Annotated in this window: 28 protein-coding genes and 2 tRNA genes; 8 read left to right on the top strand and 22 right to left on the bottom strand. The window is 67.9% G+C overall.

The window, feature by feature from the left end; genetic code table 11:
- Positions 1 to 51 precede the first annotated feature (51 nt).
- From Q0916_RS04730 to Q0916_RS04715, 4 genes are read left to right on the top strand one after another with little or no spacing between them, the layout of a single operon-like run.
- Positions 52 to 1,230: a mechanosensitive ion channel family protein gene (locus tag Q0916_RS04730; RefSeq protein WP_299235060.1), complete on the top strand. Its 1,179-nt coding sequence runs from the start codon at positions 52 to 54 to the stop codon at positions 1,228 to 1,230.
- A complete protein-coding gene (locus Q0916_RS04725) occupies positions 1,227 to 1,802 on the top strand; it encodes a HemK2/MTQ2 family protein methyltransferase (RefSeq protein WP_299235057.1) in 576 nt (191 codons plus the stop codon). Before Q0916_RS04730 ends, Q0916_RS04725 begins: the two co-directional genes overlap by 4 nt.
- Positions 1,803 to 1,842: 40 nt before the next feature.
- Positions 1,843 to 2,820, top strand: coding sequence for a 5-methyltetrahydropteroyltriglutamate--homocysteine methyltransferase (locus tag Q0916_RS04720; RefSeq protein ID WP_299235054.1), 978 nt, complete (start codon positions 1,843 to 1,845; stop codon positions 2,818 to 2,820).
- Positions 2,817 to 3,887 (top strand): methionine synthase, encoded by a 1,071-nt coding sequence (locus Q0916_RS04715; RefSeq protein ID WP_299235052.1) that lies wholly within the window; start codon positions 2,817 to 2,819, stop codon positions 3,885 to 3,887. Before Q0916_RS04720 ends, Q0916_RS04715 begins: the two co-directional genes overlap by 4 nt.
- Positions 3,888 to 3,906: 19 nt before the next feature.
- On the opposite strand, the gene Q0916_RS04710 is transcribed toward Q0916_RS04715, so the two are convergent.
- The 6 genes from Q0916_RS04710 to mvk all read right to left on the bottom strand — a co-directional run bounded on the left by Q0916_RS04710 (position 3,907) and on the right by mvk (position 10,480).
- The gene (locus Q0916_RS04710; protein WP_299235050.1) at positions 3,907 to 4,236 is read right to left on the bottom strand and encodes a 4Fe-4S dicluster domain-containing protein; all 330 of its coding nucleotides are present in this window, start codon (positions 4,234 to 4,236) and stop codon (positions 3,907 to 3,909) included.
- A gap of 102 nt (positions 4,237 to 4,338) precedes the next feature.
- Positions 4,339 to 6,054, bottom strand: coding sequence for a glutamate--tRNA ligase (locus Q0916_RS04705; RefSeq protein WP_299235047.1), 1,716 nt, complete (start codon positions 6,052 to 6,054; stop codon positions 4,339 to 4,341).
- A gap of 78 nt (positions 6,055 to 6,132) precedes the next feature.
- Positions 6,133 to 7,158: a geranylfarnesyl diphosphate synthase gene (gene idsA3 / locus Q0916_RS04700; protein ID WP_299235045.1), complete on the bottom strand. Its 1,026-nt coding sequence runs from the start codon at positions 7,156 to 7,158 to the stop codon at positions 6,133 to 6,135.
- Complete coding sequence (locus Q0916_RS04695) at positions 7,155 to 8,495, bottom strand: ribonuclease J (RefSeq protein WP_299235043.1); 1,341 nt, start codon at positions 8,493 to 8,495, stop codon at positions 7,155 to 7,157. Before Q0916_RS04695 ends, idsA3 begins: the two co-directional genes overlap by 4 nt.
- A gap of 267 nt (positions 8,496 to 8,762) precedes the next feature.
- Entirely contained in the window at positions 8,763 to 9,494 is a 732-nt protein-coding gene (locus tag Q0916_RS04690; protein ID WP_299235040.1) for an isopentenyl phosphate kinase, read from the bottom strand.
- Entirely contained in the window at positions 9,491 to 10,480 is a 990-nt protein-coding gene (gene mvk, locus Q0916_RS04685) for a mevalonate kinase (protein ID WP_299235037.1), read from the bottom strand. Before mvk ends, Q0916_RS04690 begins: the two co-directional genes overlap by 4 nt.
- A 110-nt stretch (positions 10,481 to 10,590) precedes the next feature.
- Between mvk and Q0916_RS04680 the strand changes: the two genes are divergently transcribed.
- Positions 10,591 to 11,115: an NUDIX hydrolase gene (locus Q0916_RS04680; RefSeq protein ID WP_299235034.1), complete on the top strand. Its 525-nt coding sequence runs from the start codon at positions 10,591 to 10,593 to the stop codon at positions 11,113 to 11,115.
- 24 nt (positions 11,116 to 11,139) lie between these two features.
- Here Q0916_RS04680 and rpsB read toward each other — a convergent pair whose 3' ends face one another.
- The 14 genes from rpsB to Q0916_RS04610 all read right to left on the bottom strand — a co-directional run bounded on the left by rpsB (position 11,140) and on the right by Q0916_RS04610 (position 18,439).
- Entirely contained in the window at positions 11,140 to 11,952 is an 813-nt protein-coding gene (gene rpsB / locus Q0916_RS04675) for a 30S ribosomal protein S2 (RefSeq protein WP_299235032.1), read from the bottom strand.
- Positions 11,949 to 13,166, bottom strand: coding sequence for a phosphopyruvate hydratase (gene eno / locus Q0916_RS04670; RefSeq protein WP_299235030.1), 1,218 nt, complete (start codon positions 13,164 to 13,166; stop codon positions 11,949 to 11,951). The genes rpsB and eno overlap by 4 nt, the downstream gene beginning before the upstream one ends.
- Entirely contained in the window at positions 13,163 to 13,336 is a 174-nt protein-coding gene (locus tag Q0916_RS04665; protein ID WP_299235028.1) for a DNA-directed RNA polymerase subunit K, read from the bottom strand. Before Q0916_RS04665 ends, eno begins: the two co-directional genes overlap by 4 nt.
- A complete protein-coding gene (locus tag Q0916_RS04660) occupies positions 13,333 to 13,527 on the bottom strand; it encodes a DNA-directed RNA polymerase subunit N (RefSeq protein WP_299235027.1) in 195 nt (64 codons plus the stop codon). Before Q0916_RS04660 ends, Q0916_RS04665 begins: the two co-directional genes overlap by 4 nt.
- 12 nt (positions 13,528 to 13,539) lie before the next feature.
- Positions 13,540 to 13,938, bottom strand: a complete 399-nt coding sequence (locus Q0916_RS04655; protein WP_299235026.1) for a 30S ribosomal protein S9 — start codon at positions 13,936 to 13,938, stop codon at positions 13,540 to 13,542.
- Positions 13,932 to 14,381 carry a 50S ribosomal protein L13 gene (locus Q0916_RS04650; RefSeq protein WP_299235025.1) on the bottom strand — a complete coding sequence of 150 codons (450 nt, stop codon included), beginning with the start codon at positions 14,379 to 14,381 and terminating at the stop codon, positions 13,932 to 13,934. Before Q0916_RS04650 ends, Q0916_RS04655 begins: the two co-directional genes overlap by 7 nt.
- Complete coding sequence (locus tag Q0916_RS04645) at positions 14,378 to 14,731, bottom strand: 50S ribosomal protein L18e (protein WP_299235022.1); 354 nt, start codon at positions 14,729 to 14,731, stop codon at positions 14,378 to 14,380. The genes Q0916_RS04650 and Q0916_RS04645 overlap by 4 nt, the downstream gene beginning before the upstream one ends.
- Positions 14,732 to 14,754: 23 nt before the next feature.
- A tRNA-Leu gene (locus Q0916_RS04640) sits at positions 14,755 to 14,839 on the bottom strand.
- Positions 14,840 to 14,974: 135 nt separating this feature from the next.
- Entirely contained in the window at positions 14,975 to 15,718 is a 744-nt protein-coding gene (locus Q0916_RS04635; protein ID WP_299235021.1) for a DNA-directed RNA polymerase subunit D, read from the bottom strand.
- A 1-nt stretch (position 15,719) separates the two neighbouring features.
- Positions 15,720 to 16,103 (bottom strand): 30S ribosomal protein S11, encoded by a 384-nt coding sequence (locus Q0916_RS04630; RefSeq protein WP_299235019.1) that lies wholly within the window; start codon positions 16,101 to 16,103, stop codon positions 15,720 to 15,722.
- A gap of 2 nt (positions 16,104 to 16,105) precedes the next feature.
- Positions 16,106 to 16,630 carry a 30S ribosomal protein S4 gene (locus Q0916_RS04625; protein ID WP_299235018.1) on the bottom strand — a complete coding sequence of 175 codons (525 nt, stop codon included), beginning with the start codon at positions 16,628 to 16,630 and terminating at the stop codon, positions 16,106 to 16,108.
- A complete protein-coding gene (locus Q0916_RS04620; RefSeq protein ID WP_299235016.1) occupies positions 16,630 to 17,148 on the bottom strand; it encodes a 30S ribosomal protein S13 in 519 nt (172 codons plus the stop codon). The genes Q0916_RS04625 and Q0916_RS04620 overlap by 1 nt, the downstream gene beginning before the upstream one ends.
- A 16-nt stretch (positions 17,149 to 17,164) precedes the next feature.
- Positions 17,165 to 17,248: transfer RNA gene (locus tag Q0916_RS04615), tRNA-Ser, on the bottom strand.
- 135 nt (positions 17,249 to 17,383) lie between these two features.
- Positions 17,384 to 18,439, bottom strand: coding sequence for an Mrp/NBP35 family ATP-binding protein (locus tag Q0916_RS04610; protein WP_299235013.1), 1,056 nt, complete (start codon positions 18,437 to 18,439; stop codon positions 17,384 to 17,386).
- A 145-nt stretch (positions 18,440 to 18,584) separates the two neighbouring features.
- Here Q0916_RS04610 and moaA point away from each other — a divergent pair, with 145 nt between their 5' ends.
- Entirely contained in the window at positions 18,585 to 19,565 is a 981-nt protein-coding gene (moaA, locus tag Q0916_RS04605; protein WP_299235012.1) for a GTP 3',8-cyclase MoaA, read from the top strand.
- Between the two features lie 99 nt (positions 19,566 to 19,664).
- Here moaA and Q0916_RS04600 read toward each other — a convergent pair whose 3' ends face one another.
- Positions 19,665 to 20,123 (bottom strand): hypothetical protein, encoded by a 459-nt coding sequence (locus Q0916_RS04600; protein WP_299235010.1) that lies wholly within the window; start codon positions 20,121 to 20,123, stop codon positions 19,665 to 19,667.
- Between the two features lie 92 nt (positions 20,124 to 20,215).
- Here Q0916_RS04600 and Q0916_RS04595 point away from each other — a divergent pair, with 92 nt between their 5' ends.
- Positions 20,216 to 20,542 carry a winged helix-turn-helix transcriptional regulator gene (locus Q0916_RS04595; RefSeq protein WP_299235007.1) on the top strand — a complete coding sequence of 109 codons (327 nt, stop codon included), beginning with the start codon at positions 20,216 to 20,218 and terminating at the stop codon, positions 20,540 to 20,542.
- A gap of 25 nt (positions 20,543 to 20,567) precedes the next feature.
- Here the strand turns inward: Q0916_RS04595 and Q0916_RS04590 are convergent, their stop codons facing one another.
- The gene (locus Q0916_RS04590; protein ID WP_299235006.1) at positions 20,568 to 21,605 is read right to left on the bottom strand and encodes a tyrosine--tRNA ligase; all 1,038 of its coding nucleotides are present in this window, start codon (positions 21,603 to 21,605) and stop codon (positions 20,568 to 20,570) included.
- 191 nt (positions 21,606 to 21,796) lie between these two features.
- On the opposite strand from Q0916_RS04590, the gene Q0916_RS04585 reads away from it, so the two are divergent.
- Positions 21,797 to 22,210 carry a DoxX family protein gene (locus Q0916_RS04585; RefSeq protein WP_299235136.1) on the top strand — a complete coding sequence of 138 codons (414 nt, stop codon included), beginning with the start codon at positions 21,797 to 21,799 and terminating at the stop codon, positions 22,208 to 22,210.
- Positions 22,211 to 22,361: the final 151 nt, after the last annotated feature.

Raw genomic sequence — 22,361 nt, 5'->3', positions numbered from 1 at the left:
GTCTCGCCGCCCTCGTCCCCGGCTCCGCCGGGGCCCGGGTGATCGAACGCCATGTTCGCACTCGCGTCCCTGACCCGGGTCCGGTGGTTCGTCCGCTGGGCGCAGTTGACCTTCGATTCCCCGTCCGTCAGGTACGTCGCAACGGCCGGGGCGGCGGTTCTTTTCGCCGCCGTCGTCGCCGCCCTGTACTACGGCGGCCGGCGGATGAAACGGCAGTACGGCGCCGATACCGTCGAGCTCGTCCAGTCGCTCGTGATCACCGCGATGACGGTCGCGATCACCGTCTTTCTGATCGCCGTCTGGCGGGTCTCGGGCGACGTCGTCGACGCCTTCGGGTTCCTCTCGGTAACGCCCGAGGCCGGGATCAAGGCCCTCGTCACCCTCATCGTGATCGCCGCGGGGGTCACCCTGACGCGGCTGACGAAGCGATCGGTGAAGTACGGCTCCGGGCGGATCGCGATCACGCCGCATCAACGCGAGGTCGCACACCACGTGATCCAGATTCTCGTGTTCATCCCGATCGGCGCGTTCACCGTCACGCTGTGGAGCATTCCGGTGCGGAACGTCTTTCTGGGCGCCGGCGTCCTCGGGATCGTCTTCGGGTTCGCCGCCCGCAAGACGCTGTCGGGGATCCTCTCGGGGTTCGTGATCCTGTTCGCGCGCCCCTTCGAGGTGGGCGATTGGATCCGCGTCGCCGACTGGGAGGGCATCGTGACCGACATCACCATCTACAACACGCAGGTGCGGACCTTCGACGAGGAGCACGTCTTGGTGCCGAACGACACCGTGACCGAAAACGAGGTGGTCAACGTCTCGAAGACCGACCGCCTCAGGCTGAACACCGACATCGGCGTCGACTACCGCGAGGACGTCGCTACGGCGGCGCGCGTCGCGGTGCGGGCGATGGAGGAGGTCGAGGCGGTCGCAGAGCAGCCGAAACCCGACGTCATCAGGCGGGAGTTCGCGGACTCGGCGGTGGTACTCAGGCTCCGGTACTGGATCACGACGCCGAGGGTCCAAGAGAAGTGGCGCGCACAGAACGCCGTCATCGAGTCCGTCAAGTCGGCCTTCGAGTCCGAGGACATCAAGATCCCGTTCCCACAGCGCGAACTCAGCGGGCGGGACCGCGTCGAGACCGCGGCCTTCGCCGACGATCTCGAGGCGGCCGAGTCCCGCCGCATCGAGGAGTCCGTCACCGATCCCCCCGCCGACGAGGACGCCTACAGATGAGACTCGCCGACGAGCGCGACGTTCCGACCGTGTACGAACCCGCGGAGGACTCACACCTCCTCGCCGAGGCGGCACTTGACACGATCGACGGCGGACGCGTCCTGGAGGTCGGCGTCGGCTCCGGGTACGTCGCCGGGCGCGTCGCCGCCGAGACGGACGCGACGGTCCTCGGCAGCGACCTCGCGCCGGCGGCCTGCCGGCGGGCGCGATCAGAGGGGATCGACGTCGTGCGCGGCGATCTGACCCGCCCGTTCGCGGCGGGAAGCTTCGATACCGTCCTGTTCAACCCGCCGTATCTGCCGACGCCCCCGGACGTCGAGTGGGACGACTCCCTCGAACACGCGCTCTCGGGCGGCCCCGACGGCCGGCGGGTGATCCGCCCGTTTCTCGCGGACGTCGGCCGCGTCCTCCGGTCGGACGGACGCGGGTACCTCCTCGTCTCGTCGCTGACGGGGCTCGACGCCGTCGCCGATCTCGCTGCTGACGCCGGGATGGCGACCCGCGAGATCGCCTCCGAGTCGTTCCCCTTCGAGCGGCTCGTCGTCCTCGAAATTACCCACGGAAATACCTGAGTAGGAAATATTAAACACCGTCATCTCGTACTGAGACCCAATGACGGAGGTACTCGCGACGACACCCGGACTGTACCCGCTGCCCGACTGGGCGAAAGACGAGCTGTCCGATCTCAAGGGCCACCAGAAGGACGATCTGGTCTCCGGCGGCGAGGGCGAGGCGGTGACCGAGACGTACGGCGACGTCCGCGGCGAACTCCTGGAGTGGCAGATCGAGGCCGGCCTCGACCGCCTCGTCGAGGGCCAATCGCGCTGGGACGACATGCTTGCACACCCCCTGTCGGTCCACGAGAACGTCGAGACGCGGGGCATCGTCCGGTACTACGACAACAACAACTTCTACCGGGAGCCGGTCGTCCACGGTGATCTCTCCGCGACCGGGGACGTCTCGGCCGAACTGCGGGCGGCGGACGCCTCGCAGGCGATCCTCCCCGGCCCGTACTCGCTTTTCTCGCTCGCGACGGACGAACACTACGGCGACGAGGCGGCGTTTCTGGACGCGATCGCCGAGTTCCTTGCCGCCGAGGCGGAGGCGTTCCCGCCCGTCGAGACGCTGTTTCTCCTCGAACCGTCGCTCGTCGTCGATCCGCCCGCCGACGGGGAGGACGAGCGGGCCAGCGAGGCGATCGATACGGTCGCCGCCGCGGTCGACTCCGACGTCGTCGTCCACACCTACTGGGGGTCGATCCCCGAGAAGCCCTACGCCCACCTGATGGACGCCGACGTTGAGGCCATCGGCTTCGATTTCGTCTCCGATCACGACGGGAGCGTCTACAACATCCAGGAGTACGGGACCAAAGACGACATCGCACTCGGGGTCGTGGACGGGCAGAACACGCGCGTCGAGCGCCCCGAGGAGATCGCCGAGCGGATCGAGTGGGTCGACGACCAGGTCCCGGCCCAGACGTTCGAGACGGTGTACGCGACGCCGAACACCGAACTGTTCTACCTGCCGACGAACAGGACGAAGGACAAACTCGGCGCGCTCGCCGCCGGCAGCGAGGAGGTGTCGCTGTGAGCCCCGACGGGTACGTCGACACGCGCTCGCAGTTCCGGCCCGAGGACCACCCGAACGACCACTTCCTCCTGACGACCGTGGTCGGGTCCTACCCCAAGCCGAAGTGGCTCAACCGGGCCAAGGAGCTCGCCGAGGACGACGATCGGGACTTCGACGACGCGAACCTCGAGGAGGCCCTCGACGACGCGGCCCGGCTCATCACCGACGAACACGTCCGCTCGGGGCTCGACGTCGTCGTCGACGGCGAGATGCGCAGAAACGAGATGGTGGAGTACTTCGCCGACCGGATCGACGGCTACGAGTTCAACGGCCCGGTCAAGGTCTGGGGACACAACTACTTCGATAAGCCCTCCGTCGCCGACGAGGTCCGGTACGACGAGCCGTGGCTCGTCGACGAGTTCGAGTTCACGACCGGCGTCACCGACCGGCCGGTGAAGGTGCCGATCACCGGGCCCTACACGCTCGCGTCGTGGTCGTTCAACGAGCACTACGACGACGAGGCCGAACTCGCGTACGAACTAGCTGATCTCGTCAACGAGGAGATCAACGCCCTCGTCGCGGCGGGGGCGCGCTACATCCAGATCGACGAACCGGCGCTGGCGACGACGCCCGACGACCACGCCATCGTCGGGGAGTGTCTCGAACACATCGCCGACGGCGTCCCCGAGGACGTCCGCCTCGGACTCCACGTCTGTTACGGCGATTACTCCCGGATATACCCGGAGATCCTCGACATGCCGGTCCACGAGTACGACCTCGAGTTGGCAAACGGGGAGTACGACCAACTGGACGTGTTCACGCAGCCGTCCTTCGATAAGGACCTGGCGTTGGGCGTCGTCGACGTACACACCGCCGACGTCGAGTCCGTCGAGTCGATCAAACAGAACATCACGAAGGGCCTCGAGATCGTCCCGCCGGAGCGACTCACGGTTTCGCCCGACTGTGGCGTGAAGCTCCTGCCCCGCGAGGCCGCCTACCGGAAGATGGAGAACATGGTCCAGGCGGCCCGCGAGGTCGAGGCGGAACTCGACGCCGGCGAGGTCGACGTCGGGTACGCCGGCGAGTGAGCTAACGTCCGATCGGCCCTCAGATGCGGTTTTCCCGGCCCGGGTCGACGTCGATGGCGTCGACCGGACAGACGTCGACACACAGCATGCAGTCGATACACTGCGACTCGTTCGTCGGGTTCACCTTGCGGTCGCTCTCGGGATGGCCCGGCGTGTCGACCCACTCGAAGACGTCGACCGGACAGTCCTCCAAACACGCCCCGTCGCCGATGCAGATGTCGAAATCGACGGCGACGTGGGTGCCCCGGATGCCGAGCGTCTCGGGGGGGTCGGTCGGACCCCACACGTCCACCTCGCGTTCGGTCCCCTCGCGCTCGCGGGTCTCCTCGAAGTGCGGATCGATCGCCATCAGTACGAAAACGGCGGGGTCGGTCGGCCTTAAGCCTTCGCTGACGCCCGCGCTACGGACGGATCCGGCGGGTTTCGGCGAGACGCCCACGTCTGGAGGATGTCATCGGTGCGTGAAGTACGCGACGGACTCCCCGTCGTCGTCGTGGCTGTCGATCCGGGCGAACCCGATCCGCTCGAACTGGACGATCTCGTCGAGGGCGTACGAGTTGATCCCCGGTTCCGCGCGGCCGGTTTCGACGCCGTCCATGCGCCGCAGGCGCAGCGGAACGCTGTCGGCCTTCGGAACCCAGTGGACGACGTCGACCGAGCCGTTCCGGACGACGTCGATCGGGTCGTCGGTGAACTCGAAGCCGTCCCCGGCGTGTCGGACCGGACCGAAGCCTTTCAGCCACACGCGCTCGCCGACCGGCGGCACGTCCCCCGGTTCGACCAACACGGAGCCGTCGAGGGGGATCCGGCGGGTCCCGCGCTCGTCGTGGTCCGGGTGAAGCGGCGGCGTTCCGGCCTCGGGGCCGCCCGAGACCGGCTTTTCGACCCCGTCGCGGACGAAAAACCGGCGGTCGGCGTCGCCGACGAGCGCCCTGTTTTCGGCGTAGACCGACGACATCGCGAGGTCGACGTTCGAGGTCGACGTGCCCAGTTTCGCCATCGCGTTGACGATCGCCTCGCCGCGGATGCCGCGCCGCCGGAGGCTCGCAAGCGTCGGGGCGCGGGGATCGTCCCACCCGTCGAGTTTCCCCGACGCGATGAGTTCCTTGATCGTCGATGTCGACATCTCCACCTCGTAGTCGTCGATCTGGACGTGCCCCCAGTGGACGACCTCGGGGTACTCCCACCCAAAGTAGTCGTACACGAAGGCCTGCCGCTTGGCCGAGTCCTGAAGGTCGATCCCCCGGACGATGTGGGTGATGTCGAACGCGTGATCGTCGATCCCCGACTGGAAGTCCAACATCGGCCAACACCGGTGCTCGGCCGCTTCGGGGCGGGGATGGGGCGTATCGACCATCCGGAAGGCGACCCAATCGCGCAGCGCGGGGTTTTTGTGCTCGATGTCGGTCCGGACGCGGAGCACCATCTCGCCGGAGCCGTACTCGCCGTCGACCATCGACTCGAACTCCGAGCGGGTCGTCTCGGCGTCTTTGTCCCTGTGGGGGCAGGGCTCGCCGGCGTTTTTCAGCTCCGAGAACGCGTCGGCCGGACAGCTACACGTGTAGGCGCCGCCCGCGTCGATGAGGTCTCTGGCGTACTCGTGGTACGTTTCGACGCGGTCGGAGGCCTTGACGACCTCGTCCGGCTCGAACCCGAGGTACTCGATGGCGTCGAGTATCTCCCCGTAGGCGTCGAGGTCCGGCCGCTTCGTTTCGGGGTCCGTGTCGTCGAAGCGACACAGCATCCAGCCGTCGTAGCGCTCTTTGTACGTCCCGATGACGGCGGGCATCCGCGCGCTGCCGAGGTGCCACGGCCCGTTGGGGTTCGGCGCGAGACGCATCCGCACCGAGTCGTAGGCCTCGACGTTCGGGAGGTCGGGAAGCGCCCGGTCGTCGGTCTCCGATTCGGCGTCGAGTTCCTCAAGTCGCTCCGGGGCGAGCGACTCGAGTCGGTCGCGCTTTTCGGCCGTCGATAGGGCGTTGACCTCCGCGATCAGCGGCTCTATGACCTCGGGGATCCGGTCGCCGTGGGGGCGAAAGTCCGGGTGCTCGCCCATCATCGGCCCCATGATCGCATCCACCTGCGCGTCGCTGTCGTGTTTGAGCGCGTTGAACAGCGCGGCCGTCTCGGCCTCCCGTTCGATCCGCGTCCGGAGGTCTTCGTCCATCGCGTGGGACTACCGGAGGCAGTCTCAAAACTCCACGGGTTCGGCGTCGGACCCGCGGCGATCGACCGCGGGGGGCTCTCAGTACTCCCGCTCGACGAGGTAGTCGGCGATGCCCTCGAGCAGCTCCCGGTGTTCGCCCTCGGGGAGCACCTCGAGCCGTCGCTTGCCGCTGTCGACGAGATCGGCCGCCGTCTCCCTCGCGAACTCGATGCTCCCGGCGTCGGTCAGCCGGTTCACCGCGAGTTCGATCTCGTCGTCCGTCGGGTCCTCGGAGACGAGCGTCTCGGTGTCGATCCCCTGGTTTCTGGCGTGCAGCGTGATGACCGTCCGCTTGCCCTCGACGAGATCGGAGCCGCGCTGCTTGCCGAGTTCGGCGCTCGGGGTCGTCAGATCCAGCAGGTCGTCTTGGATCTGGAACGCCCGACCGATGTCCAGCCCGTAGCCGTGCAGCGCGTCGACGGTCGCCTCGTCGCAGCCGAGCAGGATCGCCGGGATCGCGGCGGCGGCCGCGTACAGCACGGCGGTCTTGAACTCGATCATCTCGAGGTACTCATCTACGGTCACGTCCGTTCGCCCCTCGAAGCCGACGTCGAGGGACTGGCCCTCGCAGATCTCCGTACAGGTCGTGGCGAGTTCCTCTATCGCCCCGACGCACCGGGCCGGCGGCGCGTCGGTGTCGAGCATGTACTCGAAGGCCTTCGAGTAGAGGGTGTCGCCGGCCAGGATCGCGGTCTCGAGGTCGTACTCGCGGTGGACCGCGGGGACGCCGCGTCTGAGGTCGTCGTCGTCCATGATGTCGTCGTGGATGAGGGTGAACGACTGGATGACCTCGACCGACACGGCGGCCGAGAGGACGTCGACCTCCTCGCCGCCGGGCGACGGGAACGCCCGGTAGTCGGCAGACAGCGGCTCGACGTCGGAGACCGCCTCAGCGACCAACAGCAGGATCGTCGGTCGCAGCCGCTTTCCGCCGGCGTCGAGCAGGTACCGCGAGGCCGAGTAGAGCCGCTCGGGCGCGACGATCGGTAGCTGCTCGTCTATCGCGTCGTCGATGACCGCCCGACGGTCGGCGATGGCCGATTCGACGCGGTCTGAGGGGGTCATTCAGTGAGCTGGATCGTGTTCCCGTTTTGGGTGACGTGGAGGTCCTCGCCGAGGCGGTAGCCCTGGCTGCTCGCCAACTCGACGTACGGCGAGTACCCGCCCATGTCCTGGTGGGCCGGGACGACGTGTTCGGGGTCAAGCGTCTCGAGCATCCGGTAGTGGCCCTCGGTGCTGAGGTGCCCGGAGACGTGGATGTCGTCGTAGATGCGGGCGCCCTGCATGCCGAGCAGCTTCTCGGCTTGGTACCGCTGGCCCTCGTTCGTCGGCTCGGGGATGACCCGCGCCGAGAAGATGACCTTGTCGCCCTGGTCGAGTTCGTACGGCGTCTCGCCGCGGGCCATCCGGGTCAACATCGCCCGGGGCTCGCCCTGGTGGCCGGTGACGACCGGCAGGTAGTTCTCCTTGCCCTCGTTCATGATCCGTTTGAACGTCCGATCGACGGACTTGCGGTGGCCGTACATGCCGAGGTCGCTCGGCAGGTCGATGTAGTCGAGTCGCTCGGCCGTCCCGGAGTACTTCTCCATGGACCGGCCGAGGAGGACGGGCTGTCTGCCGATGTCGTCGGCGAACTCGACGAGCGACTTGACGCGGGCGATGTGACTCGAGAACGTCGTCGCCACGATCCCGCCGTCGTAGTCCTCAAGGGAGTAGATCACGTCCTTCAGGTGTGCGCGCGCGACGGACTCCGAGGGCGTTCGGCCCTTCCGGCCGGCGTTTGTGCAGTCCTCGATGTAACAGAGGACGCCGTCACGGCCGATCTCCCCGAAGCGGTCCATGTCGATCGGATCGCCGATGACCGGGTTGTGGTCCATCCGCTTGTCGAGCCCGTAGACGACGGCGCCCTCCGGCGTGTGCAACACCGGGTTGATCGCGTCGATCACCGAGTGCGTCACGTTGACGAACTCGAGTTCGCAGTCGTCGCCGATCGACATCGTTCCGCCGGGGTCCATCTTGATGAGGTCGTTCTGGACGCCGAACTTCTCCTCGCTGTCGATCTCCTGTTTGACGAGTTCGATGGTGAACGGCGTCGCCACGATGGGGGCGTCGTACCGGTGTGCGAGCTTCGAGATCGCCCCGATGTGATCGAGGTGGCCGTGCGTCGGCACGATCGCCTGCACGTCGCCCTCGATGTCCGACATGACGCGGTCGTCGGGGATCGCGCCCATGTCGATCAGGTCCAGACTGTGCATCCGCTCGGTCTCGACGTTGTCGTGAATGAGAACCTTCGAGAGGTTGAGCCCCATGTCGAAGATGACAACGTTCTCCCCGGCACGGACGGCAGTCATCTGCCGTCCGACCTCCTCGTAGCCGCCGATAGTTGCGAGTTCGATTTCCATAGTTTACCTCCGAGAGACCGCCAACCGGACGAGCGGCTGGGCGACCGGCCACGCACACGACCGCTTTGCGACGGCCGCGACACCGACGACGTCGGTGGGTCGGCGAGCGGGTTCGACGAGGCAACCACGGGTTCACACCGAGGCCTGCCCGGTCGGCCGCTGTCCGCCGACGACTGCCGGTCGCCCTCCGAGTCCGGAGCGACCGTAGCTCGGTTGTCTCCGGCTTCGCGCCGCCGACGTAAAAAGTGCGTGGGTTGACCGCCGCGCTCACTCGATCCGCGTTCCGGGCTCCCCGCCGTCGACGAACGCCGGGAGGTCCCCGAGGCCGAACACGCTTGCGGGGGCGTCCAGGGACAAAAGCGCCCGGACCTTCCCGGCCATCCCGCCCGTGACATCCGTCGCGTCGCTGTCGCCGACGGCCTCCGCGACCGCCTCGAAGGAGCCGACGCGGTCGATCACGTTCCCGTCGGCGTCGTATACGCCGGGCGTCGTCGAGCAGACGCCGACCCGATCGGCCGACAGCGCGCCCGCGAGGACGACGACGAGTTCGTCCCCCGAGAGGATCGTCGCGCCCGCGCCCTCATGTGCGACGACGTCGCCGTGGAGGACCGGGACGAGCCCCTCCTCGAGCATCGTCCCGACGTGTGCCGTCGTCGGGTCCAACGCGCCGTCGGCCGATCGGCGTATCCCCGAAAAGGGGTGGACCGGGACCGCCGGGACGCCGACGCCGGCGAGGGCCTCGATCACCGCCGCGTTCAGGCGCGTCATCGCGCCGTGGATCGCTCTGATCGCGCCGTCGTCGCGGGTGCCGGCCGACTCGGAGACGCCGTGGGCGGCCGCGTGGTGGTGGCCGAAGCTGCCGCCCCCGTGCACGACGACGAGTCGATCGTCCGCCGCGGCGAGCGCGTCGGCCGCCCGTTCGAGCGCCGCCTCGTCGACCGTCTCGGCGCGTTCCTTCTCGGTGAGGACGCTCCCGCCGAGTTTGAGGACCGTCGTCATTCGTCGGCGCGCACCCCCTCGGTGTCCAGTTCGGCCCGGAACGCCGTCTCGCATCCCGGGGTGTACTCGAGTGCGGTCCGGGTCCGATCGGTGCTATCCAGCGCGACGACACAGCCGCCGCCGCCGGCGCCGGTCAGTTTCGCCCCGTCGGCGCCGGCCTCCCTGGCCGCCCAGACCATCGCATCGAGCGAGCGCGAGGAAACCCCGAGCGCCGAGAGCAGCCCGTGGTTGAAGTCCATCAGCCGGCCGATCTCCGCGACGTCGCCGTCGTCGAGTGCCGTCCGGCCGCTCCTGACGATGTCGCCGATCGCCCCGACGGTGTCGGCGGCGAAGCCGTACTCCTCGCGGAGCGATCTGACGCCGGCGACGAGTTCGCCGGTGTCCCCGGCGTTGCCATCGTACCCGATCACGAAAGGAAGCGCCGGCGGATCGTCCACCCGCCGACAGTCCTCGCCTTGGACCCGGACGGCGCCGCCCACCGCCGAGCAGAACGTGTCGGCCCGCGAGGCCTGGCCGTCCTGTACCTCGTACTCGACGCGGTAGGCCCGATCGGCGATCGTCCGTGCGTCGAGATCGACCCCGAGTTCCCGCGTCGCCGCGTCGATCGTCGCCACGACGACGGCGGCCGACGACCCCAACCCGGCCCCGAGCGGGATGTCGCTCTCGACGGTGACGTCGAACCCGACGTCGGATCGGCCGGCGGCGTCGAGTGCCTGCTCGATCGCGCCGTCGAGGTAGCTCATCGCGGCCTCGACGAGCGGTTCCGGCGCGTCCACGTCGGGGCGGTCGTCGGGATCGCCGCCCCACCTGACGGTGAACCCATCAAGGGTGAGATCGTCCGCTCGAACCCGTATCCGTCGGTCCTCCCGGCGCTCGACGGTCACGCGTGCGCGTCGCTGGATCGCACACGGCACGGCCGGTTCGCCGTAGACGACTGCGTGTTCGCCGAAGACGTACACCTTCGCCGGCGCGCTCGAGACGGTCATACGCGGTCCTCGGCGGGGCGGACAAAAAGCGTATCCGAACCGCGACCGCCGGCCGGACGCGGCCCGGCGGCCCGCGTAACACCCAAACCGCTGGCGGCCGGAGCGTCCGTGTGCCGATCGAACTGTCGCGTCACGTCAACGGCCTCGTCGCCGACCTCGCGGCTGAGCACGGCGAGATCGACCTCGTCGGGCGTCGCGTCGAGTGCTCGACGGACGCCTACGACGCGGTGTGTGAGGCGTTCGACGCATTCGGCGTCGTCGGCGGGGCGGGAATCGAGGTCACGGAGGGCGGCGAGTCGCTGTTTGTGCGATACGAGAAAGCCGACGGGTGGGTCGACCCCGGCACCGGGCGCCGGCCCGGGGAGTCCTACCGCGAGTGCGCCAAACGCGGTCTCCGGGAGGCGACCGGAATCGAGGCGAACATCGACGGTCTCGCACAGCTTCACGTGCTGTACATGGACGATCCGACCGGCCGCGATCCGGCTCCGAACCCGTATCTCTCCTTTCTCGGAACGCGCGAGTCGGGGACGGTCAGCCCCGGCCCCGGCGTCGAGACCGCGCGATGGGTCGACGAGACGCCGGCCGGACTCGATCTCGTCTACGAGGAACTCGCAGAGCGACCGCTCGACGGCTGACGGCTGCGGGCGACCCCGGGGCGCTCAGGGTCCGGTCTCGAAGTCCTCAAGCGCGTAGGCCGGCTCCGCGCCGCGGCGATCGAGGGTCTCGTTCGCGAGCAGCCAGTAGACCACGCTCAGCGCCTTTCGGCCCTTGTTGTTCGTGGGAACGACGAGGTCGACGTTCGACGTGGTGTTGTTCGAATCGCACATCGCGATGACCGGGATCCCGACGGTGATCGCCTCCTTGACCGCCTGGGAGTCGCCGATCGGGTCGGTGACCACGACGACGTCGGGCTCGATGTAGCCGGCGTAGTCGGGGTTGGTGAGCGTCCCCGGGATGAACCGACCCGTCCGGGCGCGTGCCCCGACCGCGTCGGCGAACTTCTCGGCCGGGAACCGGCCGTACTGCCGCGACGAGGCGACGAGTATCTGCTCGGGGTCGTAGTTCGCCAGGAACGACGCGGCCGTCCGGATCCGCGCGTCCGTCTGGGAGACGTCGAGGACGTACAGCCCGTCGGTCCGGACGCGGTGGATGAACCGGTCCATCGACTTCGTCTCCTGTTGGGTCCCGATGTGGACCCCCGCGGCCAGGTAGTCCTCGACGGGGATGAGGAGGTCGGCCTCGTCGTCCGGCATGACGTCCTCGTCGAGCACCGGCTCGTCGTCGACTGCTTGGGTTTCGTCCTCGTCGGCTGCCGCGTCGGCTGCCTCCTCGGCGGGCGGTTCGTCCGTCGTGGGGTCGGCCTCGTCGGCCCCCGTCTCCGGCTCGTCGAGTTCGTCATCGAGCTCGTCTTCGAGCTCGTCGAGTTCCTCGTCCAGTTCGGAGGCGTCGAGCCCCTCTTCGTTGTCGCTCATGCGTTTGCTTCGATTCTAATGAGTTCGTTCAGCTTTGCGGTTCGCTCGCCGCCGACCGTGCCCGTCTTGATAAAGGGCGCGCCGGTCGCGACGGCGAGGTGTGCGATGGTCGTGTCCTCCGTTTCGCCGCTGCGGTGTGACACCACGGGCTCGTAGCCGTTCCGCGTCGCCATCTCGATGGCGTCGAACGCCTCCGAGAGCGTCCCGATCTGGTTCGGTTTGATGAGCACGCTGTTTGCGGCGCCCGCCTCGATCCCGCGCTCGATGCGGTCGGTGTTCGTCACGAACAGGTCGTCGCCGCAGATCAGCGGCCGGCCGCCGCGTCCGTTCGGGCCGCGGCCGACCCGGTCGACGAGCGCGGCGAACCCCTCGAAGTCGTCCTCGTCGAGGGGGTCCTCGACGTAGACGAGGTCGTACTCCGAGATCAGGTGTGCAACGTACTCCCGCTGTTCGTCTGGCGTCTTCGTCTCCTCGCCGTAGTGGTAGACGCCGTCCTCGTAGAGCTCGGCCCCGGCCATATCGAGCCCGAAGCCGATCTCGAACCCGACGCGCTCCGAGACCCTTCCGACGGCCTCGTCCATGATCTCGAAGGCCTCCTCGTCGTCGATCGAGGGGGCCCAGGCGCCCTCGTCGCCCTTCGCGGCTGCGATCCCGCGCTCGGCGAGGATGTCGCCCGCCTCGCCGTGGACCGCCGCGTTCGCGAAGACGGCGTCGTCGACCGAGGGCGCACCGACGGGCGCGGCGAGAAACTCCTGGATGTGCGTGGCGTCGGCGGCGTGTTCGCCGCCGCCGATGACGTTGCCGAGCGGAACGGGACCCTCGCGCCCCCGGAAGGCGCCGCCGAGGTGCTGGTACAGCGGCGCACCGAGCACGTCGGCGGCGGCCCTCGCGGCGGCCATCGAGATGGCGACCGCGCTGTTGGCGCCGATCTCCGAGAAGTCGCCGGTGCCGTCGGCCCCCCGGAGCGCGCTGTCGACGCCGCGCTGGTCGCCGGCGTACACCTGTCCCTCGATCCGGGGGACGGCGAGTTCGCGGGCGTTCGCGATCGCCTCCTCGGCCGGTATCTCGACGGCCTCGTACTCGCCGGTCGACGCTCCCGAGGGCGCGGCACCGCGGCCGAAGCCGCCGTTTTCGGTCCGAACCTCGGCCTCGACGGTCGGGGATCCGCGGCTATCGAGGATCCGACGGAGCCGGACCTCGGTGATGAGCGTCATTTCCGCCCCCGGCGGACGGTGAATGGCAACGCGTCGGCGTCGTACTCCTCGGCGGCGACGAGGATCGGCTCCGTCTGGTCCGTCTCGATGAGTACCGGGGCGCCGTAGGACACCTGCAGCGCCCTCGCGCCCAGGATGCGCGCCTTCTCGTAGCGGTTCGTCCCCCTCATTGGTACGGTGAGACGATGTCGACGAGGTCCTTGTGCGATACGAGCATCCGCCGACAGCAGGCGCGCTCGACGCCGAGCTCGTCGAGCACCTCCGCGGGGTCCTCCTCGCCCTCGCGGGCGCGCTCTTTGAACTCCTCCCAGTGTTGGCCGACGACGTTACCGCACGTGAAACACCGAACCGGTACCATCATGTTCGGATCACCTCAGCGGTACGATTTCTGGTAGCGCGCCCGTGCTCCCGGGCCGCCCCACTTTTTCGATTCGGACTGCCGTACGTCGTTGACGAGCAGCGAGCGGTCGAAGGACATGAACGCGTCCCTGAGTTCGGCGTCGTTTGTGTGTTCGACGAGGCCGCGCGCGATGGCGGTCCGGACCGCGTCCGCCTGTCCGGCGAACCCGCCCCCGGAGACGGTGACCTCGATGTCGACCGCGTCGCGGAGGTCCTCGTCGGCGATACGGAACGGTTCGAGCATCTTCAGCCGCGCCTGCTCCGGCTCCGTGAGCTCGACCGGCCGGGAGTTGATCCGCACCCGGCCGGTGCCCTCCGAAACCGTCGCTCTGGCGACGGCCGTCTTCTTCTTTCCGGACGTGTTGATTACCATGTGACGTTAGCACCCAGGTTCTCGCTGATCTCGCCGAGCGAGACGAACTTGATCTTCGACAGCCTATCGAGGGACGTCCCCTCGAGGATCTCCGGATCGACGGCGTCGTCGCCCTCGTAGGGGTTGCCCATGTAGATCCGGACGCCCTCGAACGCTTCGCGGCCGCGGGTCGTCTTGTACGGCAACATCCCGCGGACGGCGCGTTTGAACAGCCGATCGGGCCGCTTCGGGTAGTGGGGTCCGCGATCGGAGCCGACCTCGCGTCGGCCGCGGTACACCTCCATGACGTCCTCCTCCCCGCCGGTGATGACCGCCTGTTCGGCGTTGATCACGGCAATTTGCTCGCCGTCGAGGGCGCGTTCGGCGACCTGTGAGGCGACGCGACCGAGGATGCAGTCGCGGGCGTCGATCACGGCGTCGGCGTCGAATTCCGCGTAGCTCATCGAACCACCCGGACGTCGGATCCGTCGGGGTTGTCTTCGAGTGCCTGTTCTAGCTCGATCGCTTTGCCTACCTGATCGATCTTCGTCCGGGCCGTCGACGAGAAGTCGACGGCTGCGACGGTGACCCCCTTGCGGAGGGCACCAGACCCGAGCACCTTGCCGGGCACGACGACGGTCTCGTCCTCCTGGGCGTACCGCTCGATGCGGCCCAGGTTGACTTCCGCGTGCGTGCTCCGGGGCTTTTCGAGGCGCTCGGCCACGTCGCTCCAGACCTCGCTCCCGCCGCTACGGGCGGTCGATTTCAGGTCGGCGATGAGACTGGTGAGCCTCGGGTTGGTCTTGCTACTCATCGTTGTTGCTCCTGAGAAGTGGATGCAGGGAGCAGGATTTGAACCTGCGGACCTCTACAGGACAGCGCCCTGAACGCTGCGCCGTTGGCCTGACTTGGCTATCCCTGCGCGTCGTGATGTGTTCTCGATCCCCACTCAAACTCCTTTCGGTCCGGGTGTCCTCCGGGCCCGAACGCGCGGCGTCGCCGCCGCTCGGGCCGGAGTCGGACGTCGGTCGGGATGCGTGGGGGATCGTTCTCATTCTTACAGTTGGACCGCGTCTTCGAGTTCGTCCGCGCGGGTGCTGAGCGACTCGGCCGCCTTCAACACGAGGTCGTCGATCGGCATCGACCCGTCCGTCTCGACGTCGAAGACGAACGCGTTCGGCACGTCGGTGACCTCGAGTTCCTTGCCGGGGTAGCGGTTCGTGAGGTCGTGCTCGAACGCCTCGGTGTCGACGAGCTCGCCGTCGTCCTCGATGACGCCCCGGAGGATCCGGGGCTCCTCGTCCTCGAACTCGCTTTTCTCGCCGACGACCGCGACGCGCTGGAGGTGTCGGTACCCGACGGCGACGCCGCCTTGGTGTTTGGCGTGGTCCTTGCCGTATCCGAGTTCGGCGTCGGCCTCGAGTTCGAGCCGCTGGCCCTCCTTGAGGTCGATGATCGGCACGTCCGCTTCGGCCGGTTGCACCTGCTCGTCGCTGGAGACGAGATCGCCCGAGTACGCCGTGTCGGGCCCCTCGACGTCGATCGCGAGCGTCACGGTGTCGTCGGGCCGGTAGTCGTCCGGGGTCGTCAGCGGTATCAGCCCGAGCCGCAGGGCGATCTGCTCGTCGAACATGACCGACGAGTTCTCGATGACGCGGACGGTGTCGATCGAGAGCGTCGGCACGTCGGCGAGCATCGCCCGTCGGATCCCGTTTGCGAACGCCGGCGTCACGCCGCGGACGAGGAACCTCGCGCTCGTCTCGTCGCGGTCGATGAACGTCACGTCGTACTCCTCGGACATCTTAGAACCCGGCGTTCTTCGGGGCCCGTGTACCGTCGTGCGGGGTCGGTGTGACGTCCTCGATGCGGCCGATCTCTAGTCCGGCTCTCGCGAGAGCGCGGATCGTCGCCTGCGCGCCCGGTCCGGGGTTGTTCTGTTGGTTCCCGCCGGGACCACGAACGCGGACGTGGACGCCGTCGATGCCGGCGTCCTGTACCTCCTCGGCGACGACCTCGGCCATCTGCATGGCGGCGTACGGCGACGCCTCGTCGCGGTTCTGTTTCACGACCGTCCCGCCGGACGACTTGACGATCGTCTCGGCGCCGGTCAGGTCCGTTACGGTGATTATCGTGTTGTTGAACGAGGCATACACGTGCGCGATGCCCCAGGTGTTTTCGTCTGCCATCGTTACTGTCCCTCCGCGCGTTCGGGGTGGAGATCGTCCGAAAGCGGGCTCGTGTCGTCGAACTCGATCGCGTCCTCGTCGGCGACATCGACCTTCGAGGACGGCGCTCCGACGCGGGCGCCGTCGACCGTCACGTGTCCGTGGACGATGAACTGCCGCGCCTGCTCGGGCGTGTTGCCGATGCCGTTCCGGTAGGCGACCGTCTGGAGGCGGCGCTCGAGGATGTCCGTCTCGTCCAGCGAGAGGACGTCGTCGAGGCTGTCGCCGTCGCCGAGGACGCCGATCCGCTTCAGGCGGGCGAGGAACTCGCTGCCGGCGTCGGCGGCGGCCTCGGTGTCGCCCTGGGCCTCGCCGATGAGCCGGCGGGCCTCGCGGCGGTACCCGCGCAGTTCGGACTGTGCGCGCCACAGCTCCTCTTTGTTCTTCAGGCCGTACCGCGAGAGGAGGTCGGCCTCCTCGGCGATCCGTTCGCCCTGGAAGGGGTGATTCGGCGTCTCGTAGAACTTGGTGTTGGTGCCGAGCGTCATTACTCGTCGTCGGCCTCCTCGGCCTGTTCCTCTTTGATCGCTTCGATGTTGACGCCGATCGTTCCCTCGGTCCGGCCGGTGGATTTGGTCCGCTGTCCGCGGACCTTCTGGCCGCGTTTGTGCCGCACACCGCGGTAGGAGTCGATCATCTTCATCCGGTTGATGTCCTGACGGCGGCTCATCCCGAGGTCGTTGCCGATCTCGTGGGTCGTCTCGCCGGTGAAGAAGTCCTCCTGGTGGTTCGTCATCCACTCGGGGACCTCCTCGGCGTAGCTCTCGACGAGGTCGACGATCCCGTCGATCGTCTCCTCGTCCAGCGCGCCGAGGACCTCCCGCCGGTCGATCCCGGCCCTGTCCGCGATGATGCGAGCGACGCGCCGGCCGACACCGTCCATGTCGGTCAACGCCCGCTCGACGCTTTTCGTCCCGTCGAGGTCGGTCTGGCCGATCCGGACGAAGTACTGGATGTCCTCGCCGTCGTCTTCGGCCTCGTCCGCGTCTGGTTCTTCTGTGCTCATGTGTGGGTTCGATTAGCGTCGTGGCGGGGATTTGAACCCCGGAGGCTTGCGCCACAGAGTTAGCAACCCTGCGCCTTGGGCCATGCTTGGCTACCACGACTCGCACGCGTATCCTCGCCCTTCCGGACTCGGGGCCGGGGCCCCTGCATCTATTGCACCCGACGATACCCGACCACCGTACTTAAACCGCACGGAACGGCGGCCGCGGGCGACGTTCGCCGCGTTCGGGGGCCGGTCACTCCGCCGGCCGCGACCGCGCCGAGACCGACCGCCGCCGAACGATGCCCTGCATGTTCGCCGTCGCGTCGGCGACCGAACGGAAGGCGCCGCCGGTCTCGCTGTCCGCGTCCAAGACGACCGGCTCGCCGGCGTCGCCGCCCTCCCGGACGGCCGGGTCCAGCGGAACGCGGCCGAGAAACGGCATGTCGACCTCCTCGGCGAAGGCCTCGCCGCCGCCGCTGCCGAAGATGTCGTGTTCGCCCCCGCAGTCCGGGCAGACGAACCCGGACATGTTCTCGACGATCCCCAACACGGGCGTCTCGTGCTCGCCGAACATCCGGAGGCCTTTCCGCGCGTCGTCGAGCGCGACGGCCTGCGGCGTCGTCACGATGACGGCCCCCGAGACGGGGACCGACTGCAGAAGCGTCAGCTGCGTGTCGCCCGTCCCCGGCGGCAGGTCGACGACCATGTAATCGAGCGCCCCCCACTCGACGTCCTCCCACAGCTGGGTCAACACCTTGTGCACCATCGGCCCCCGCCAGATGACCGGATCGTCCTCGCCGACCAGAAAGTCCATGCTCATCAGCTTCATCCCGTGTCGCTGCGGCGGGACGATCGTCTCCTCGCGGGTCGCCTTGGGCTGGGCGTCGGCCTCGACCATCCGGGGGACGTTCGGGCCGTAGATGTCGGCGTCGAACAGCCCGACGCGGGCGCCGAGTTCCGAGAGCCCGGCCGCCACGTTCACCGCGACCGTCGATTTGCCGACGCCGCCTTTCCCCGAGGCGACGGCGATGATGTTCTCGACGTTCGGGAGGATCTGCTCGTCGGCCGAGAGGCCGGTGTCGACGCTCGCGGAAAGTTCGATCCCGTAGCCCGTGCCCTCGAGGGCCGCCCGGACGTCCCCGGCGAGGGCCGTCTCGGCCGGCGAGTACGGGGCGCCGAGAGCCAGATCGATCGAGACCGTATCGGGACCGACGTCGACGTCGTTGACGAGCCCGAGCGAGACGATGTCGCCGCCCAGGTCGGGGTCCTCAACCGCCGAGAGCAGATCGAGTACCTCCTGTTCGTCCATGGGGCCAGTAGGTCCGCAAGCGTCGATAAGCGTTGTGACACCGCCCGGAACAATCTCGCCGCGTCGGCCGAGATGTAACCTCTAACGGTTACGTCGGGCGGCGATGCGGCACCGAATTTAAGCACGCGTGTCCGAACTGGGAGATATGCTCGAAGACGATTTCGGTCGGGAGGTCTCCGGGGTCCGGATCTCGCTCACCGACCGGTGTAACTTCGATTGCGTCTACTGTCACAACGAGGGCCTCGGCGACACGCGCGGCCCGATGGAGCCGGCCGACGACGAGATGTCGGCGGACGACGTCGTTCGGTTCTTAGAGGTCGCCGCCGAGTTCGGCGTCGAAAAGGCGAAGTTCACCGGCGGCGAGCCGATGCTTCGGGGCGACCTCGAGGAGATCGTCCGCCGAACGCCCGACTCCATCGGCACGTCGATGACGACGAACGGCACGTTCCTCCCGGAGCGCGCCGGGGCGCTCGCCGACGCCGGCCTCGAACGGGTCAACGTCTCACAGGACGCCCTCTCCCCGGAGGCGTTCGCCGAGGTGACAAAGAGCTCGGCGTACGACGAGGTCATGGCCGGCATCGACGCCGCGCTCGACGCCGGGCTGTCGCCGGTCAAACTCAACGCCGTCGTCTTCGAGAAGACCGCGGGGTACGTCCCCGAGATGGTCGATCACGTCGCCGAACACGAGGGCCTCCAGTTGCAGCTCATCGAGTACATGCCGGAGTTGGCCGGTCGCCCCGAGTGGGCGATCGACATAGAGCGCGTCCACGGGTGGCTCGCCGAACGGGCCGACCGCATCGAGCGCCGCGACATGCACGGCCGGAACCGGTACTTCGTCGGCGAGGACGACCCGGCGCTCCCGGGCGGCATGGTCGAGATCGTCGACCCCGTCGGCAACGCCGACTTCTGTGCGAACTGCCACCGCGTCCGCGTGACCCACGAGGGGTACCTCAAGGGCTGTCTCAACCGGAACGACGACCTCAAGAGCATGGGCGAGATGTCGAAACCGGAGATCCGCGAGGCGTTCCGCGAGACGGTCGCCGAGCGCGTGCCCTACTACGGCGAGTACATGACGAAAAACGACGACGGCGAGTGGACGTTCAACGAGGAGTACATCACCGTCTAGTGGTTCGGCCCGGAATCGCGTTCGTTCCTCGAGGCGTGTCCTCGGTACCGTCGAACTGGCCTTGTCTGCGAGGGCGACCCCCGTTTGCCTCGTCGGCGTTCAGTCGTCCGCGGGCGCCGGCGGTCGCCCGAGGTCCTCGAGGGCCCACGTCACGATCCGCGCCTCGACGAGGTCTCTGGTCTCGACGAGGTCGTCGCCGTCCTCGTACCGTTCGAGGGTTTCCTCGGCCTCCGCGAGCAGTTCGCGCTCTAGGGGCCGTTGGTCCGGCTCCGCCCTGACGTCGTTCAACAGCGCCTCGAAGTCCTCCCGGAGAACGAACGACGCCCGCCCCGCGTTACACCGCGACAGCGGGCTCATCCCGGTCTCGAGGACCAGCTCCCGGACGGTCTCCCAGTCGTCCCGACAGAAGTACAGCGACACCTCGCCCTCGACGTCCTGCCAGGCGATCGGCCCGGCGTGTTTCAACAGCTGGATCGCCCGCGGAGGGATGTCGATCCGGTGGTCCGTCTCGGGGTTCCCGCAGAGACAACACGGTTTCTCCGTGCGTCCGGTGTACATACGCCCGTTAGGAGCGGTGCGGACTTGTGTGTTGTCTTCGCCGCCGGCCACCGACGCGTGCTTATTTATCCGAAGAACCCCTAACAGAGGGTATGTCGAACGCCGAGCAACGACTCGACTCGCCGTGTCCCGTCGTGGAGTCGATGGAGCAGATCGGGTCGAAATGGCGGCTCCTCGTGTTGCACGACCTCCAGGACGGCGAGAAGCGCTTCAACGAGATCAAGCGATCGACGGACGCGAACTCCCGGACGCTGTCGCGCGTCCTCGACGACCTCCAGGCGACGGGCTTCGTCGAGCGCCGCCTCGAGGAGGACGCCCCCGTTGCGACGTACTACTCGCTGACCGAGAAGGGCCGGTCGCTGTGTCCGGTCTTCGACCAGATCGAGTCCTGGGCGGAACGTTGGCTCGAGGGGCTTTGAGGTCCTCCCCGCGCTCAACCGCCGCTCAGTCGTGCGTTTCGGGGTACGCCGACGCGAGCAACTCGGGGGCCTCGAGGAGCCGCTCTCTGACCGGCGCGATGACCTCAGAGATGGCCGCCGCCGCCGCCGGCTTGAGGTCGGCCGGGTGCAGCTCCCCGGAGACGAAATCCGACTCCAGGGTCTCGTAGCCGTCGTACGTGAGGTCGCCGCCGTACTCCTCGGGGCGCTCGACGACGAAGGCCCGGTCGCGCCCTTCGAGCACCGGGAAGACGAGAAAGCGGAGGTACTCCAAGACGCCGTTGTCCGTCGTCTCGCCGGCGGGGCAGTACGCGCCCTCGATCTTCGATTCCACGGCGGCCTCGTCGTCGGTGAGGTTGATCTTCGAGTCGGCCTGGGAGGCGGACATCTTCCCGCCGGAGAGCCCCGACAGGAGCGGCGCGAACACGCAGATCGGCTTCTCGTGGCCGAGGTCCGGCAGCCGCTCGCGGGCGAACATGTAGATGCCGCGCTGGTCGATCCCGCCGTAGGCGATGTCGGCCCCGAGCGCCGCGACGTCTAAGGCCTGCATGAGCGTGTACACCAGCCCCCCGAGCGTCGGGTTCTCGGACTGTCTGACGACCTCGCTGCCCGCCCGCTGTGCGCGCGACAGCGTCGTGTCGGCGAGCGTCCGGTACAGCTCCATCGTGTAGGGCTCCTCGAGTTGGAACTCCGTGCCGCGGACGAACGAGACCGCTTCGGCGTCCGCGCCGGCGGCCTCGATCATCGCCTCGATCGCGGTCTCGTAGTACGCCGAGCGGGCGTCCAACAGCTCGTAGGGGCTCTTCGCGTCGTCGAGGTGGGCGTGGAGGTCAGCCACGAGCACCGTGAGCTCGACGCCGGCGTCGATGAAGTCCGCGAGCTTCCGCATCGTCGTGAAGTGGCCGATGTGCATCTCGCCGGTCGGCGCGTACCCGATGTACGCCCGCGGCGTCCCCTCCGCTTCGAACAGCGCCTCGATCTCGGATCGCTCGATTACCTCCTCGGTGAACCGCGTGAGTAGCTCGGTCCGCTCGGCCGTATCCATGGGCGTGATTCCGCGAGACAGCCGATAAAACGTTCGGGTGGGCTCGTTGCGGTGACGTCGGGGTTACCCGGTTACGCGATTGTCGCCGAAGTGATATATAGGTTCCATCGCGTACCTGATTGTGTGATGTTACTACAGCGACCTGCGGCCGGACCCGAGCGACGATCAACCGACGAAAGCGGGGCACAGTGATGCTCGAGACCGCGGCCGCGGAGGCCGTCTTCCTCGCCGCCCGCGTCGTCTTCGGCGGCGTGCTCGTCTTCATGGGCCTGAACCACTTCATGAACACCGCCGAGATGGCCGGCTACGCCGAGTTCAAGGGGCTTCCGGCACCGAAGCTGTCGGTGCTCGGAAGCGGCGGGCTGTTGGTCTTCGGCGGCCTCTCGGTCGCCGTCGGGGCGTTCGCCGCGGTCGGGGCGGGCGCGCTCGCGCTGTTCTTGCTCGTCTCCGCGGTCACGATGCACGACTTCTGGAGCATGGAGGGCGAGGACGCACAGAACGAGATGACGTCGTTCCTGAAGAACGTCTACGGGGCGGCCGGGGCGCTCGCCTTTCTCGCGGTCGCAAACACCCAGTGGCCCTACGCGCTCAACGTCGGCCTCTAATATGGGTTCGGGCGTTCCGACCGTTCGTCCAGTGCGTCTTCGCGGTCGGGGAAATACGAACACGCCGTCAGCGGGCCGTATCGGGCCGTTTCACGCCGCTTGGCCCCGGATAAACAAAGAAGTAATTATAAGAACGATGAATCCGAACCGA

This window comes from Natronomonas sp. (assembly GCF_028274965.1).
Lineage (GTDB): Archaea > Halobacteriota > Halobacteria > Halobacteriales > Haloarculaceae > Natronomonas.
The sequence above is the reverse complement of the archived record's forward strand: the minus strand, read 5'-3'. Positions and strand labels throughout refer to the sequence as shown.